Origin of the sequence: Paenibacillus chitinolyticus (assembly GCF_045038035.1) — a bacterium.
In the GTDB taxonomy this organism is placed as follows: Bacteria; Bacillota; Bacilli; order Paenibacillales; family NBRC-103111; genus Paenibacillus_F; species Paenibacillus_F chitinolyticus_A.
The window spans coordinates 4,658,923-4,674,367 of record NZ_CP173427.1; the positions used below are offsets into that span (position 1 = coordinate 4,658,923).

Consider the following 15,445-nt stretch of genomic DNA (forward strand, 5'->3'; position numbering starts at 1 on the left):
ATAAAATCCTCCCCTTGTAAATGGTGTATGGCAAGATCAGCCCTTAACGGAACCGATCATGACGCCTTGCACGAAATAGCGCTGCAGAAACGGATAGATCGCAATAATCGGCAGCGTGGACACGATGATGACGGCATATTTGACGAGCGCCGCAATCTCGGCTTTATTGTTGAGCGCGGAAGCCGTCGAGGCATCCAGCGAGCCGCCCGTCTGGGCCGACATCTCCTGAAGCACGAGAATCTGGCGCAAAATCAGCTGAAGCGGATACTTGGATTCTTCATGCAGGTAAATCAGGGCCGAGAAGTAGCTGTTCCAGTTGCCGACTCCGTAAAATAGCGCCATAACGGCCACGATAGGCATCGAAAGCGGCAGGATGATTTTCAGGAACAGCCGCATATTCGTGCAGCCGTCGATCTGGGCCGCTTCCTGCAGTTCCTTCGGAATGGAAGTTTGAAAAAACGTCCTCGACACGATGATGTTCCAGATGGACGCCGCAGAAGGCAAAATGATCGCCCACATGCTGTTCATGAGCCCGAGACCCTTGACGAGCAGATACGTGGGCACAAGGCCGCCTCCGAAAAACATCGTCACCATAAACATGCCCATAAAAAAGTTGCGTCCCGCAAAATCTTTGCGGCTGAGCGCATACGCCGCCGGAATCGTGACGAGCAGGTTAACGGCCGTCCCGACCACCGTATACAAAATCGTGTTGGCGTACCCCATCCAGATTTTCGTGTTGGCAAAAACGATCTGGTATCCTTCGAACGTGAGCCCTTTCGGAAACAGCCACATCTCGCCCGAGCCGACATACTTCGGATTGCTGACCGAAGCGCTCAAAATATAAATCAGGGGATAAGCCACTAGAATGAGGGCAATCGCAACATAGACATACGTGCTGATCAGGAACAGTTTATCCTGCGCCGTATCTTTAACGGTCGAGCTCATCCGGCTCCCTCCTTTCTTTTACCATAAGCTGTTCTCGCTGGTACGGCGGACAATCTGGTTCACGGTCACCAGCAGCACGGCGCTTACGACGGAGTTGAACAACCCGACCGCCGCCGAGAAGCTGTACTGGGCGTTGACCAGGCCCGAACGGTAGACGAAGGTGGAAATGACATCCGACGCCTCCATGTTGAGGGGATTTTGCAGCAGCAGGATTTTCTCGAACCCGACTCCGAAGAGGCTTCCCATATTCAGAATGAGCAGAATGGTCATCGTCGGTACGATCGTCGGGATATTAATGTGCCGGATGCGCTGGAATCTCGAGGCGCCGTCGATGATGGCCGCCTCGTGCAGCTGCGGGTCCACGCCGGACAAAGCCGCCAGGTAAATAATCGTTCCCCAGCCGGCGCTCTGCCACACTCCGGAAAACACATACATCGTTTTGAACCAGTTCGGGTCCGTCAAAACCTGCGGGGCCTCGAAGCCGAGCTTCCCGATCAGATGCACCAGAATTCCCGTAGACGGCGACAGGAACGTAATGATCATTCCGGCCATGACGACAACGGATATAAAATGTGGGGCGTACGTGACGGTCTGCACCATCCGTTTGAAAAATCCGTCCCTCACTTCGTTAAAAGCAAGCGCCAGAAGAATCGGAACCGGAAACCCGACGGCAAGATCGTACAAGCTTATGCTCAGCGTGTTCCACAATAGATCCCAGAAATAATACGATTCGAAAAAATGGACGAAATGATCGAATCCGGCCCAGGGGCTCCCCCATATTCCTTTGGTAGGAATAAAATTTTTGAAGGCGATCAGGATGCCGTACATGGGCCCGTAATGAAAAATAAGAAAGTAAAGAAACGCCGGGGCGATAAACACGTACAGTTCCCAGTTTAAAACCATCCGTTTCCAGACCGGCTTCCTTTCTGTACCCGCTTTCGGGCGCCCCGCCGTGCCTGCCGTGCGGATGCTTGCTTTTGCCTGCATCGTATCACTCCTTTCCGTTTATTTTTGGTAGCGTTTTCAAAAGTGTATCCCCCGGAGCGGGAGTCCGTAAATATGTCATTTTCAATCCCTACATCATTCGTGGCGGCCTGCTCCGTTAGGGAGTAAACTCGCGTCTTCCGGCATTTGGATAACAAAAAAGACATATTCTTGGCGGGATTCGCCCGCTTCGGATTCCCTGAGCGCAAAGATAACCAATCCTCCCGAAACAGGCGGTTGGTTATTCTTGTTCTCCGCAAACGGACGTCAAAAACCACATCAATCCAGCGCCTGCGGAATGTGAGATACTGCTTAAGAATCGTTACGCGAAAAGGAGAGGATAACAGATGGTACAGCAGTGGTTCGAGGACGCGAAGCTGGGGATTTTCATTCATTACGGGATTTATGCGGTCAACGGAATCGCCGAGTCGTGGTCCTTCTACAACGGGCGCATTTCTTACGAGGATTATATGAAGCAGCTCGGCGGCTTTACGGCCCGGAACTTTGATGCGGACAAATGGGCGGATCTGATCGAGAAGTCCGGCGCCAAATACGCCGTCCTCACAACGAAGCATCACGACGGCGTCGCTTTGTGGGATACGCAGGCCAGCGATCTCAATGTGGTCAAAAGCACGCCGGCCGGCCGGGACATCATCCGGGAATACGCCGATGCGGTAACCCGAAGAGGAATCCGGCTGGGCCTGTACTTCTCCCTGATCGACTGGTCCCATCCCGATTATCCCAGCGTCTACGAGGGCGGCAGAGTTCCCGAGGACCCGGGTCGGGCCAACCCCTTCTCGAGCCCTGCGGACGGCGTTCAGGACGAAGAAAAATGGCAGCGCTTTCTGACGTTTAACAATGAACAACTGCGGGAGCTTCTGACGAATTACGGGAAAGTGGATCTGCTCTGGTTCGACGGGGATTGGGAACGGAGCGCCGAGCAGTGGAACCTGCCCGCTTTTAAAAACTACCTGCTCTCCTTCAACCCCGAGATCATGATCAATTCCCGTCTGCAAGGACACGGGGACTATAAAACCCCCGAGCAGGGGCTTCCGATTACGAGACCCGAGGGCGCCTGGGAATTTTGCACGACGATCAACAGCTCCTGGGGCTACGTTCCGGACGACAACCATTATAAATCCCTGCATCAGATCATCCGGATGTTCTGCGACTGCATCTCCATGGGCGGAAATATGCTGCTCGATATCGGACCCAAGGAAGACGGCACCGTCGATCCCAGGCAGGAGCAAATTTTGCTGGGACTCGGAAGCTGGATCCGGGCTCATAAAGAAGCCGTTTACGGAACGCGGGAAGGCATTCTCACCCGCTATTATCCGGGGGGCAGCACGTTGTCCAAAGATAAAAAAACGCTGTATCTGTTCGTGTACGACGATCCGAAAGAATCGGTCTGCCTCAAAGGGCTTTCCAGCAAAATCCGCACGATTACCGTTCTGCATTCGGGCAAAGAGCTTACGTACGACATCCACGGCGGCGTGCCTTGGTTCCGGATACCGGGAACCATCTGGATCCATCTGACAGCGGAAGATACCCATGACTATGTAACCGTGCTGAAAATCGAACTGGAGGACGAGCTGGACATGTACGGCGGTTCCGGGGCGGTCGTTACCCATAATTAGGCCGTGACGGCGGGGCAGCCCTCCTGTTCGGGATGACCCCCTCGCGAACGAATAAAGAACGCCCGATCCGCCGATTCCGGCAGATCAGGCGTTCTTTATTCAAAAGTATGCGTATAGCTCTCACGTTAGTGCAGATCTTCATACGCTTCCGTGCGGGCATTTGCGTTTACGTTTGCGTTTGCGTTGGCGTTCCCTCTCCCGCTTCCGCTTCCGTACCCGCTACCGCTCCCGCTCTCACGCTCGTTCTCGCTTAGGCGCTCATCCGGGAATCCATCACGCTTTCCGTGTCCCTTCGGAATGACGGTAAGCTGAGCCTGCGAGCTTTTTCCGCCGAATTCGGCCGTAATCACGGTCGTTCCCGGCGACTTTCCGGTTACCGTCAGCCCGTTTACGGTCACCCTCTGGGCAGGCTTAGCGGTGAGACGGACGCCGCCGGACAGAGGCTTTTTCAGCTCCCCGCCGGGTATCCCGTTCCGGTAAACTCCGTACACGGAGGCCTGCAAAGACTCGTGCATGACCAGCGTGGTCTTCGGCAGTTCCAGTTCAACGGCCTGCAGCTCGTAGTCGGTGACCGTGACCGTCAGCCGCGTCTCCCGGCCGCCGAACGAGACCTTGACGGCGGCCGTTCCTCTGGCCAGGCCGGTCACCGTGCTCCCCGCGACGCGGACGATCTCCGGCGAATCCGTGCTCAGCACGGCTTCCTCCGTCACTTCCGTCCGCAGCGGGCCGTACACCCCGTACGTCCGTACGGGGAAGGATTCGCCTGCCTGCAGCAGGCCCTCCGGCGCTTCGGCTTCAAGCGCCGACAGTGCGTGCACGGTGACGGGCGGCACGGGAACCGGCCCGCTGGAGCCGAGTCCGGGCACCTCCGACGTCACCGTATAGCTGTGCTTCCCTGCTGCGGGCGCAGGGATTGTGAGCGTAACGGGCGTGCCGCCCCCGCCCGTTCCCTGTGCCGCGACCTTGTCGCCTTCGCGGACAAGGACGGCGGCTCCCGCTGTCGCCAGCACCGACAGCGTCACATCCGAGCCCGCCGGTACATCGGCGGCGGCAGGCTCGGCGCTGGCCGTCGGCAGCTCGCCGGGCGTCACGGGCGTATAGACAGATACTTCGTCGTAGTACGCCGTGGTCACCCAGGCTGCCGAGCAGAGCAGAATGACGCGCATGGCCGCGGCATTCGCAGGGGCTTTGCCGGCGAGTTCCACCGGAACCCACTGCTTCGGCGGCGCGTCGATGTTTTTGGACAATCCGGCTCCGGCGATTTCTTTGCCGGCCGCATCGTAAAAGCGGATAGCGGCCGACGTCCGGCTGGAGCTGAAGAACTGGCCGGTGGCCGGGTTTACGGGCGGACTGCCTAGAAACACGTGCACGCTCGCCACGTAATCCCGGCCCGGCAATACGGTAAGCGGATCCGATTGGAGCGCGGAAGAAACGGTCGTGCTCGCATCCGTCAGCTTGAGGCTCGAGCCGCCGGCTTTCTTCTGTTCGGCCGTGACCGCGAAGGACGAAACGTCCGTACCGGAGCTTCTTACGGACCAGCCGGGTATTATAGTGCCGTCCGTGCCCGGTTCCTCGAATCCGCCGTTGCGCACGTCCAGATAGGACCTGCCCTCGCCAGGAGCCGTCGGAGGCTCCGGTTCGGGAGCGGCCGGCTTCGCGGGGGCCGGGTAACGGAGCACCTTCGTCGCGCTCGCCGCGTAGATCCGGTTCTGCGCATCCAGCGTGAACAAGGCCGTTTTGTCCGAAAGCTTGGTGCTGCCCAGTGTAACGGGATCAACGACGGTCAGTTTCTCCCCCGCATCCGTGACGAGAAGACCGTCGGTCGTCCAGCGCTGATGGACGGGACGCCATTTTCCGTAGTTTTTCACTTCCGGATAAAGATTTCTTGATTTGACGACCGCATGCGTAACCGGATCGAAAGCAAACACGATGCCGTTCGCCGCCGCCCAGATAAGCCCGTCTTTGCCGAGCGTCAAGCCGCTGATCATCGGCAGGGAGTCCAGACCGGCGATTTGCGGCTCCCACTCCGCAATTTTCTTTTTGGCCGCCATATCCCAGACAAACAGCTTGGCGCGCACGCCGCTCGGGGCATCTCCAAGCCCCCCGGAAATGGAAGTCGAGCCGTAAATGAGCCCGTCCTTGTAAAGCAGGCCGGCAATGCTCTGATCCTGCACGACGTTGCGGAAAACTTCCATCTCTGGTTTACCGCTCGCCGCGGAAGCCGCCGGGTCGTAAATCGTCATCGCACCGCCGAAGGTAGAATAGCCCGGAATCGTGCCGATAAGCAGCTTGCCCGCACCTTCGGTCAGCACGAACGGCCTGTCCTGCTCCTGCCCGATATCGAAAAGCTTGTCCGGACCTTTGGCCGTCGGCAGCGGCGTTGTCGTGTCCCAGCCAAAAATCTCGGCTTTCGGATAAACGCCGAAATACAACTTATCGCCGACATGGCCGATTCCCTCCGATTGTCCCAGCGGAAAAAGCGTAAACTTGCCGGAAGCCGGGTCATACTGGGCGCCTTCGGAGCCCATGTAGCTGCTGATGTAGATCTTCCCGTCGGGACCGGTTTCGATAGTCTGCAAGTTAATGCCGAGTCCCTGGACCACTCTCGGAAGAATTTTGACCAGCTTTCTCGGCGGATCGTACAGCGCAACCCGGCCGTCATAGGTGATCGTTACCATCGCTCCGGCCGGAAACTCCGGCTGGTTCGCCACTTGTATCCATTTGCTGCTTCGGATACTGCCGTCAAACGGCATCGCCGGCCGTTCCGTCAGCGTAGCGACGTCAATTTCCCACATTTGTTTATCCTGTTTGCTCGTGTACACTTTGCCGTTCCGGTACCCGGTGACCGCCATAAGCCCGCGGATTCCGGAAAAAGCGGTCTCTTTCCACTGCTGGGCGTCCAGATCATAGACGTGCATGGTGAGAGGACCGTTGAAAAAAACAAACAAATTGTGATCCACAACGGTTAATCCGTAGACGAATTTCATCTTGTCATACATTCCGTTGTAGATCGGATCGCTTGGCGATCCCGGAAGCTCGATCCGGGTTTTCTCCAGAGTGACGGGATTAACCTTCCATACCCGTCCGTTCGTCGAAGCCGTTCCCGCATACAAGAAACCCTTATAATAGGCGATAGACCGGACGTAATCCTCCGGCTTCCCGTCGTCTCCGGGAACCGTGCCGTCATCGAGGGCTCCGCCGAGGAGATCGCTGACGGCCAGCGTGGCCGCATCGATTTTGAATATCCGGCCGCGTGCGGACGTGGAATAAATGCCGCCGTATACGTTGCCGTTCTCGTCGCTTGTCAGCGACCATATGGACTCCGTGCCGGGAATGGGAACCCCCAGATCCCGTACGCTTTTCAGCGCCGGATCGTAGACGAACATCTTGGACGATGCGCCGATAAACACCCGTCCGTCGGGCGTTACCAGGTGGCTCCAGGCGTTCGAAATTCCGGCCAGCGGAAACGAACGGAGCAGCTTCTGGTTGTCGATGTCGATCACGTTGAACGTGCCGAATTCGCCGGAGGAAGCGCTGCCCGTAACCGTGGTATATACGACGTTGACGCCGTCCTCCTTTCCGTAAGCCGCATCCAGGGTCTGGGCCGACTGGATCGGCACGCCCAGATTTTCGGGCTCGGCCGCGGCTCCGCTTTGTCCGGATACAGATGCGGCTGCTCCGGCCGAAGCCTCGCCGGTCCCCGCCTCTGCGGAGACCGGAACCGAGAAGCCGAGAAGCCCCGCGAGTAGAGATAAGATCAGTAAACAGGATAAGAATGAATGCCTGCGCAACTTTCATTTCTCCCTTCTCTTGCTCTTATTCAGGATGCGCCCATCAAATTGTAAACGCATACATGTTTAGGATCTTATCACAGTCGCGCAGCCGGGTCTTTGTCGGGAGATGCTTTCCTTCTTGTCCTGATATGCTCTGCCTTACCGCAAAACGGCCGCCAGCTGCTCCGCCGTACGGCACACATAGTCCGGCCCCGCTCCGGCCAGCAGCTCTTCGGAATCGAAGCCCCAGGTGACGGCCGCCATTGTGACTCCAGCTCTCCTGCATGCCTCGGCGTCCCTCAGCTCGTCCCCCACGTAAATGATGCGGTCTGCCGGAAGCGAACGGGTACGGAGCATGCCGCGGATCGCCTTGTCCTTGCCGAACAGATTCGTTGCCGAATGGACGAAATCGAACACCTCCAGCCCGTGCAGGTCAAGGAAATGCCGGATGTTGCCGGCCGTGTTGGAAGACAGGACGCCCATCGTGCGGCCTTCTTCTTTAAGCGCCATAAGCAGTTCCTTCATGCCGTCTGCCGGCTGCAGGCTTACCGCCGCTTGTTTGTAATTTCGTTTGGCTTCCAGCAGAAGAGCGGGAAGTTTAAAAAGCGGCACGTTCAGCGCCTTCAGACGGTCGGGTACGGACAACCCCGAAAGCGCGCCGATCTCGGCGTCTTCGATTCGCCTGCCGCCGAATTTAACCGCCATTTCATTAAAAAGCCGCACCGCCAGCTCTTTGGAATCGGCAATCGTTCCGTCGAAATCAAAAATGAGAACCGGTTTCACGCCATGACACCCGCTTTCCGTTCCGGAATTTTCTTAGTCGTACGGCAAAAAAAGCGCCACAGCCGCCTGAGCAGCTATGGCGCTTATGTTCTTTTACCAGCATACACGCCCTTCGCGCCGGAACGCAACGCCGAACGGTCGCAAAAGCGGCGGGCCGCCGGGTTAGCCGCTTAGTCCGCCCGCGTTCTGCGCAAGCGTCCGGGCGTATTCCGTCAATTCGATCGGCGCTCCGCCGTTCAGACGGGATTCTTCGGCCGCGAAGGCCATGAGATGGCTGCGGACGGAGACGGCCGCCGAGGTGAGGCTTTCCTGGCCGCTGTAGCTTCGCACTTCCTGGAGGAAGCTGCGGACGATGCCGCTGTCCCCGCCTCCGTGTCCGGCCGTCTGGGCGGGAATCGTAATCTCCGTTTTCTGATGCGTCAGAAAATCGTAGACGATAATCGAATCGCCCTCCGCCCGCAATTCGCCCCGCGTGCCCATGATCTGAATGCGGCGCTCCTGTTCGAACGTAAAGCCGCACATGCTGAACATGGCCGTGGCGCCTCCCTCGAACTCCATGTTCACCACCTGGTGGTCGACGACGTTGTTGTCGCTGCGGTACACGCAGCGTCCGTAGTCCGTCTCGCGCAGCCCTTTTACGATGCTCTCTTTGGACAGATCGCTCGTGAAGTGCCCGGCCCAGCCTCTGAATTCCCGGCTGAGATAGAACCTCGTGGCGGAATACGGGCACGTCGGCTCCACCGCGCAATCCAGGCAGCGGTCCGCGGAGCCTTCGGGCGCGTGCGCCCCGTTGAAGTGCATGAGCGAGCCGAACGAGCTTACCCGGCTGCACGGCTTATCCATCAGCCACGACAGGACGTCCATGTCGTGGCACGATTTGGCCAGGATCATCGGACTGGCTTTGTGCGAGTTGTTCCAGTTCCCCCTCACGAAGCTGTGGGCGATATGCCAGTAGCCCACGTTCTCGTTGAGCTGGATGGACACCACCTCGCCGATTCTCCCCTCCGTGATGGCCGTCTTGACCGCCGTCCAGAACGGTGTGTAACGCAGCACGTGGCAGATCGTGAGCAGCCGGTCGTTGTCCCGGGCGGCCTGCTCCATGTCCAGGCACTCGCGCGGGTCCGGGGACATCGGCTTCTCCAGCAGCACGTGATACTTGGCGGCCAGAGCCCTCATCGTCGGCTCGTAGTGCATCCGGTCCTGGGTGCAGATGACGGCGATATCCGCCATTTTGGGCCGGTTCAGCAGCTCTTCCCACGTGTCGTAGCGGTGCTCGGCCGGAATTCCGTGCTTCTCCGCCATTTTCTCCCTGCGTCCGGCATCTGTCTCCGCCACGGCAACGAACTGTAGCTCATGCGGATAATCCAGGGCATAAGGGGCGTAGCCGCCCGCTCCCCGGGCGCCCGCGCCGATTAATATTGCGGTCAATTCGCTCATGTTCTCTCTCTCCCTTAACTGCTCTTGGAGTAGCGGTCCAGCGCAGCCTGATAAATTTGCTTGTAGCGGTCCAGTCCCATTTTGTTCAGGGTCGCCACATAGTCGTCCCACTGGGACATAGGCGCATCTCCGACGATGAATTTGTCTCTCATTTCCGTGACATACGTTTCGATGTCATTGGCCAGCGTCGTCAATTCCTGCTGCTCTTCCGTCGTGAAATTGAAGGCCGGCCAGATTTCCTCCGGCTTAAGTACATGCGGATCGGCTTTCTTCGAATTCTCTACGGAGGTAGGAAGCCCTTCCGCTCCTTTGAAATACGCCTGCTTGACGAATCCCGGGTAATACCCGCCCGGCCAGATCAGGTATTGGCTGACCGCCTGGTCGAGACTGAGACCGTCTTTGTTGTTTTTGATGGCGTCCACGTAATCGACCGTTCCGTCGCTCTCTTCCTTGTACGTGTCGTCCTTCCAGCCCATGAAGAACATCTTGATGCCTTCCTCGCCGTAAAAATAATCCATCCACCGGACCATAGCGGCCGGATTTTTCGCTTTATCGGTCAGAATAAACATCCCGATATTGCCGAGCGGCGAGCCGATATACGTATAGAGCTGATCGCCGTGCGGTCCTTTCAGTACAGGCAGGCCGGCGTAACCTTTCTGGTTGTAGATCGCCGCAGGGTCTACGTTATCCACGATTCCGAGCAGCCCGGCCGTTCCCTTCGCGTCGACTTCCTCGCTTTTCACGGAAGCGATATCCTGCTCCAGGAGGCCGTCTTTATACAGCTTGTGAATGTATTCCAGCATTTCTTTGTAGCGCGGATCGGCGGGGACAAAGCGGATTTTGCCCGAATCCGGCTCCGTATCGACATACAGGTTGGCGTTACCGTGGTTGCCCAGACCGAAAGAACCTCTCAGGTAACCGACAATTCCCGTCGTCCCGACTCCGCCCCACGCGATTTCGTCCGGTTTGCCGTTCCCGTTCGGATCTCCCTGCTTGAACGCCTTCAGCATCGCCGCAAATTCGTCGAGATTCGTCGGTTCCTTCAGCCCCAGCTTGGTCAGCCATTCCGTTTTGACCCAAGGGGTATTGAAGAAAACGGACCGGAATTCCGGGTCGTACAAAGTCGGCAGGCTGTAAATTTTGCCGTCCGGCATGGTGATGCCCTTTTTGATGACCGGGTATTTCTCCATCAGAGCCTTAAGGTTCGGCGCATATTGATCGATGTAGTCGTTCAGGGGCAGGAACACGCCCTGCTTGCCGTATTTAAACAAGTCGGATTTCGAGAAAGCGGATGCGTAAAACAGGTCGGGGTACCCGCTGCTCGCCATAAGCAGATTCCGTTTCTCTTTCAGGGCGTCCTTCTGGACGGTTTCCCAGTTGATGTGAATGTTCGTTTTCTTCTCGTATTCCTGCCACAGCTTCAATTTGTTCCAGTCGGCATTGGCGAAAAATTTGGCGGCAAAAGCGTTGACCGTCACCGGCTCCTGGACGATCGGGAACCCCGTCGCATTCACGCCTTTCGCCTCTGCCTTTTCCCCGGCGCCTTTCTCACCGCTGCTGCAGCCGGACAGCACCGCCGTCGTCAGCGCGCAAGCCAATACGAGTTTCATCGCTCTCTTTCTCTTCATCTCGTTTACCTCCCTTGTTTAATCGTAACTATCGCGAATATCGTGAATCGTATATAGGATGAACGATCAGCCTTTGATGGCGCCGATCATAATTCCTTTGACGAAGTACCGCTGAAGGAACGGATAGAGCAGGAACATCGGGAGATTGGCCAGGACGAGAACGGCATATTTGATGCCTTCCACCGCCCGCTGCTGCTTGATCGCCGATTCCGTCGACATTTTGACCAGGCTGTCCGTCTGCCCTTGAATGAGAATTTCGCGCAGGACGAGCTGAAGCGGGAACTTGCTTTTGTCGGACAAGTACAGCAGGGCGTTGAAGAACGAATTCCAGTGCCCGACCGCGTAGAACAGAATGGTGACGGCGATGATCGGCATGGATAACGGCAGGACGATTCGGGTCAGGATCTGCATGTTGGAGCAGCCGTCGATGGTCGCCGCCTCTTCAAGCTCTCCGGGAATCGTCTGCTGGAAAAAGGTCCGCATGATGATGATGTTCCAGATAGACACGGCGCCGGGCAAAATCATGACCCAGAAGGAGTTCAGCAGGCCGAGATTTTTGATCAGGATGTAGGTCGGAATGAGTCCACCGCTGAAAAACATCGTGAACACGAACAGGCTCATGAACAGGTTGCGGCCCACGAAATCTTTGCGGGAAAGGGGATACGCCGCCAGAATCGTCATGATCACGTTGAGGCATGTCCCCGTAGTCGTATACAAGAGCGTATTGCCGAAGCCCCTCATAATTTGGCCGTCCTCGAAAATCTTGGCGTACGAGTCCAGCGTCAGCCCCTTGGGCCAGAGCAGCACTTCCCCGTTCATAATGTATTGGGGTTCGCTGAACGAAGCGCTGAGCACGAATACCAGCGGATACAGGACGATCAGCAGCACCAGCCCGAGAACCAGGTAAATGACAGTGTTGAACAAGCGGTCTTCACGGGTATTTTCCATCTCTTCTCCCTCTCCCTACCATAGGCTCGATCCGCTGAAGCGTTTGGAGATCCAGTTCACGCTGATCAGCAGAATGAAGTTGATTACCGTACTGAACAGGCCGACGGCGGCGGAAAAACTGTAATCCGCGTCGAGAATCCCGCTGCGGTATACGTAGGTGTCGATAATATCGGAACTTTGCATGTTGAGGGTGTTCTGCATAAGGAGCACTTTTTCGAAGCCGATGGACATGACGCTCCCCAGATTCAGGATAAGCAGGATGACAATCGTCGGGCGGATGCCGGGAAGGTTAATGTGCCAGATGCGCTGGAGCCGGGTCGCCCCGTCCACGCGCGCCGCCTCGTGAAGCTGATTGTCTACGCCGGCGAGAGCCGCCAAATAAATAATGGAGCTCCACCCCATCGTCTGCCACACATCGGAGAGCACATAGAGCGTTTTGAACCAGGAAGGATCGGCAAGAAAGTTGATCGGTTTAACGCCGAACATCCCGAGAAAGGTGTTGACGAGGCCGTATCTGGGATTCAGGAACATCATCATCATGCCTACAACGACGACCGTGGAAAGAAAATGGGGCGCGTAGGTGACGGTTTGAACGAATTTTTTAAACTTCTGGGATTGGACTTCGTTCATGAGGAGGGCAAGAATAATCGGGATCGGGAATCCGAGCGCCAATGTGTACAGACCGAGACCGATCGTATTCGTAAGGAGGCGCTGAAAAAAGTAACTGTTGAAAAAACGCTGGAAATGGTCAAATCCGACCCAGGCGCTGCCCCAGATTCCCTTGTTCGCCACAAAATCCTTGAAAGCGATTTGCAGGCCGTACATCGGCACATAGTGAAACACGATGTAATAAAGCACGACGGGCGAAATCAGCAGATAAAGCTGCCAATTGCGGAGAATCCGCCTGCCCAGCGTCAGTTTGCGCGGAACCGGACGGGGATGCGCCCCCGTTTCCGGGCCGCTGCGTTTGAGAATAGTTTCAGCCACGTTAATTCTCCTTCCGGGAATGAAATGCGTTCGATTCGCTTTCAGCCCCACGAAATGACTTTAGGACTGCAAAACGCTTATCCAAAATTATTATTATATTTGGATAAATTTTGGAATCATTTTCGTCGGAAATCAGGGCAATTCAACGGTTTTGTAAGACAAGCAGAACGATATTTGGTTTAGAAAACGCTTACAAGAAACTTATTGACCCTAATTTACCAAAACGCTCCGAGGAATGCAACAACTTTTTGGCTAAACTGAATCCAATTTTTTTGGATAAAAGGACACAGCTAAAAAAGCCTGACATTGTTCTGTCAGACTCTTGCTTGTTCGCGACTCTCTTTACTCCCCGTCTAAGACCGGATATCGTGAACCGACGATTCCCGGACGATCAGGGAGCACGGCAGCAAAATCCGCGGCGGAATCCGGTAGTCCTCCTCTACGTAGTCGCAGAGGAATTTGGCGGCCAGCTTGCCTATTTCCTGACGCGGCACGTCAATCGAGGTGAGCGGCGGGCTCGTATACTGCGAGAACCCGATATTGTCCATGCCGACGAAGGCAATGTCTTCGGGGATACGGCACTGCTGTTCGAGCGCCGCTCTCATCGCCGGAATCGCCAGCATATCGCTGGCGCAGAACATGGCGGTAGGCCAGTCCGCCCGGGGCAGCTCCTGCAGCATGGCGGTCACGAGCCGGTAGCTCAGGTCCACGTCCCAGTTCGTATTGACGATCCACTCCTTGCGGATCGGCAGATTGCCCTGGAGCATCGCGAACTGGAAGCCGATGAACCGTTCGTCGTTCTCCAGCTTTCTGAAAAAAGCGGGGCCGCCCACATACCCGATCTTCGTATGCCCCTGATCAAGCAGATGCCCCATCGCCATCCGGGCGGCCGACACCCGGTCGCAGTCCACGATGGGCATTTTCAGGGAATCGTCGTTCAAGCTGACGCCGAGAATGGGAATGCCCTGCTGCTCCAGCAGCTCGTGAAGCTCCTTGTCGTACCAGCCCAGCGCGAGCACTCCCCGCGCCCCCGACTCCGTCAGCATAGCCTGGAAACGTTCCGCGTCGTTCACTTCCTCGAAGGTCCGGACGATGGCGGCCGGCTGCCCCATCTCGGCCATCTTCCCGTGAAATCCCTGGAGCACCTCCGAGAAATACGGATGATTGCCCAGCAGCTTGCCGGGAATGACGCAGGCGATTTGGGTCCGGCCCGCGGCCGCTGCCGGGGTATCGTCCAGCGGATAACCGAGCTTCAAGGCGGTTTCCCTTATTTTCCGTTTCGTTTCTTCGCTCACCGGCCGGCTCGTATCGTTGCTGATCGCCCTGGACACGGTGGAGATGGAGACACCGATCACATCCGCAATATCTTTAAGCCTCGTCAAGGACTCTCCCCTCCTTCCTGTTCCTTCTCATCCCTCCCATCTTATCACACACAAGCCTCCGGCAGGCAACCGTTATAGGCATTTGGGCCCAGACGATCACACAGTCCCGCACAACCGTTTTCCGCAAAGCCCGATGATGGTATGATGGAGGGAAAGCGCAGAACGTTTACTACGGAGGTACACAGATGGATAACATGGTAGAACGGGTGGCGGGTAATCTCAAAAAAATCCGCCGTTCGCGCGGGCTCAGCCTGGATAAGCTCGCGGAACTGACGGGCGTCAGCAAAACGATGCTGGCCCAGATCGAACGGGCGGAATCGAATCCCACCATCACGATATTGTGGAAAATCGCCCACGGCCTGCATATCTCGGTTTCGGCGCTCATCGAGGACGAGAAGCCTTCGGTTACGCTGGTGAAGAAATCCGAGTTGTTTCCGATGTCGTCGGAAGAGGGAAAATATACGGCTTATCCGCTCTTTCCGTACGACGGAAGCTCCCGCTTCGAGATTTATTCCGTGGAGCTGCAGCCCGGCTGCGAATACGAATCCGACCCTCATCACGAGGGCGTGGAGGAATACGTGTCGGTCACCCGCGGCACCCTTGAAATGCAGATCGGCGAGCAGGTGATCGTAGCGGAAAACGGCGACGCCATCCGGTTTCACGCCGACCAGAGCCACATTTACCGGAACAACACGGACGAAGTGGTTCATATCCAGAGCGTCATTTTGTATCCGTTCTAGTCCGGTTCCATTCTAGTTCGGTTTCGTTCTATATCGGCTATGTTCTAGTCCGGAATTTCCGGTTTCATCCTTTCCCGTAGGAATCTTTTGGTTCCCGCGGGAATTTTTTTATTTACACGCTAATATAGTTTGGGTTACTATAGCAGCATTCAGGTACTTCATAACGCACATAAGTACTTTATAACGATCATTTCTCAAAAG

11 protein-coding genes are annotated in these 15,445 nt (G+C 56.5%); 2 read left to right on the top strand and 9 right to left on the bottom strand.

Features of this window, described 5'->3' with window-relative positions:
* Positions 1-36: 36 nt before the first annotated feature.
* Complete coding sequence (locus tag ACI48J_RS21030; protein ID WP_326054792.1) at positions 37-945, bottom strand: carbohydrate ABC transporter permease; 909 nt, start codon at positions 943-945, stop codon at positions 37-39.
* A gap of 18 nt (positions 946-963) precedes the next feature.
* The gene (locus ACI48J_RS21035; protein WP_405080103.1) at positions 964-1,932 is read right to left on the bottom strand and encodes an ABC transporter permease; all 969 of its coding nucleotides are present in this window, start codon (positions 1,930-1,932) and stop codon (positions 964-966) included.
* Between the two features lie 344 nt (positions 1,933-2,276).
* Here ACI48J_RS21035 and ACI48J_RS21040 point away from each other — a divergent pair, with 344 nt between their 5' ends.
* Positions 2,277-3,566 (top strand): alpha-L-fucosidase, encoded by a 1,290-nt coding sequence (locus ACI48J_RS21040; RefSeq protein ID WP_405080104.1) that lies wholly within the window; start codon positions 2,277-2,279, stop codon positions 3,564-3,566.
* A gap of 125 nt (positions 3,567-3,691) precedes the next feature.
* Here ACI48J_RS21040 and ACI48J_RS21045 read toward each other — a convergent pair whose 3' ends face one another.
* The 7 genes from ACI48J_RS21045 to ACI48J_RS21075 form a co-directional block, all read right to left on the bottom strand.
* Positions 3,692-7,357: a hypothetical protein gene (locus tag ACI48J_RS21045; RefSeq protein WP_405080105.1), complete on the bottom strand. Its 3,666-nt coding sequence runs from the start codon at positions 7,355-7,357 to the stop codon at positions 3,692-3,694.
* Between the two features lie 141 nt (positions 7,358-7,498).
* On the bottom strand, positions 7,499-8,122 hold the full coding sequence (locus ACI48J_RS21050; RefSeq protein WP_405080106.1) for an HAD-IA family hydrolase: 624 nt from the start codon (positions 8,120-8,122) through the stop codon (positions 7,499-7,501).
* A 162-nt stretch (positions 8,123-8,284) separates the two neighbouring features.
* Complete coding sequence (locus ACI48J_RS21055; RefSeq protein ID WP_405080107.1) at positions 8,285-9,559, bottom strand: Gfo/Idh/MocA family protein; 1,275 nt, start codon at positions 9,557-9,559, stop codon at positions 8,285-8,287.
* A 14-nt stretch (positions 9,560-9,573) separates the two neighbouring features.
* Complete coding sequence (locus ACI48J_RS21060) at positions 9,574-11,187, bottom strand: extracellular solute-binding protein (protein WP_326056245.1); 1,614 nt, start codon at positions 11,185-11,187, stop codon at positions 9,574-9,576.
* A 66-nt stretch (positions 11,188-11,253) separates the two neighbouring features.
* Entirely contained in the window at positions 11,254-12,135 is an 882-nt protein-coding gene (locus ACI48J_RS21065) for a carbohydrate ABC transporter permease (protein WP_326056248.1), read from the bottom strand.
* 15 nt (positions 12,136-12,150) lie between these two features.
* Positions 12,151-13,122: an ABC transporter permease gene (locus ACI48J_RS21070; protein WP_405080108.1), complete on the bottom strand. Its 972-nt coding sequence runs from the start codon at positions 13,120-13,122 to the stop codon at positions 12,151-12,153.
* A 353-nt stretch (positions 13,123-13,475) separates the two neighbouring features.
* On the bottom strand, positions 13,476-14,504 hold the full coding sequence (locus ACI48J_RS21075) for a LacI family DNA-binding transcriptional regulator (RefSeq protein WP_405080109.1): 1,029 nt from the start codon (positions 14,502-14,504) through the stop codon (positions 13,476-13,478).
* 185 nt (positions 14,505-14,689) lie between these two features.
* Here ACI48J_RS21075 and ACI48J_RS21080 point away from each other — a divergent pair, with 185 nt between their 5' ends.
* Complete coding sequence (locus ACI48J_RS21080) at positions 14,690-15,244, top strand: helix-turn-helix domain-containing protein (protein ID WP_405080110.1); 555 nt, start codon at positions 14,690-14,692, stop codon at positions 15,242-15,244.
* The last annotated feature ends 201 nt before the right edge of the window (positions 15,245-15,445 follow it).

What these genes read in the sequence shown, in the direction of transcription:
- ACI48J_RS21030 (WP_326054792.1), bottom strand. Translation starts at nt 945, where the DNA reads ATGAGCTCGACCGTTAAAGATACGGCGCAGGATAAACTGTTCCTGATC.
- ACI48J_RS21065 (WP_326056248.1), bottom strand. Translation starts at nt 12,135, where the DNA reads ATGGAAAATACCCGTGAAGACCGCTTGTTCAACACTGTCATTTACCTG.
- ACI48J_RS21035 (WP_405080103.1), bottom strand. Translation starts at nt 1,932, where the DNA reads ATGCAGGCAAAAGCAAGCATCCGCACGGCAGGCACGGCGGGGCGCCCG.
- ACI48J_RS21055 (WP_405080107.1), bottom strand. Translation starts at nt 9,559, where the DNA reads ATGAGCGAATTGACCGCAATATTAATCGGCGCGGGCGCCCGGGGAGCG.
- ACI48J_RS21060 (WP_326056245.1), bottom strand. Translation starts at nt 11,187, where the DNA reads ATGAAGAGAAAGAGAGCGATGAAACTCGTATTGGCTTGCGCGCTGACG.
- ACI48J_RS21080 (WP_405080110.1), top strand. Translation starts at nt 14,690, where the DNA reads ATGGATAACATGGTAGAACGGGTGGCGGGTAATCTCAAAAAAATCCGC.
- ACI48J_RS21040 (WP_405080104.1), top strand. Translation starts at nt 2,277, where the DNA reads ATGGTACAGCAGTGGTTCGAGGACGCGAAGCTGGGGATTTTCATTCAT.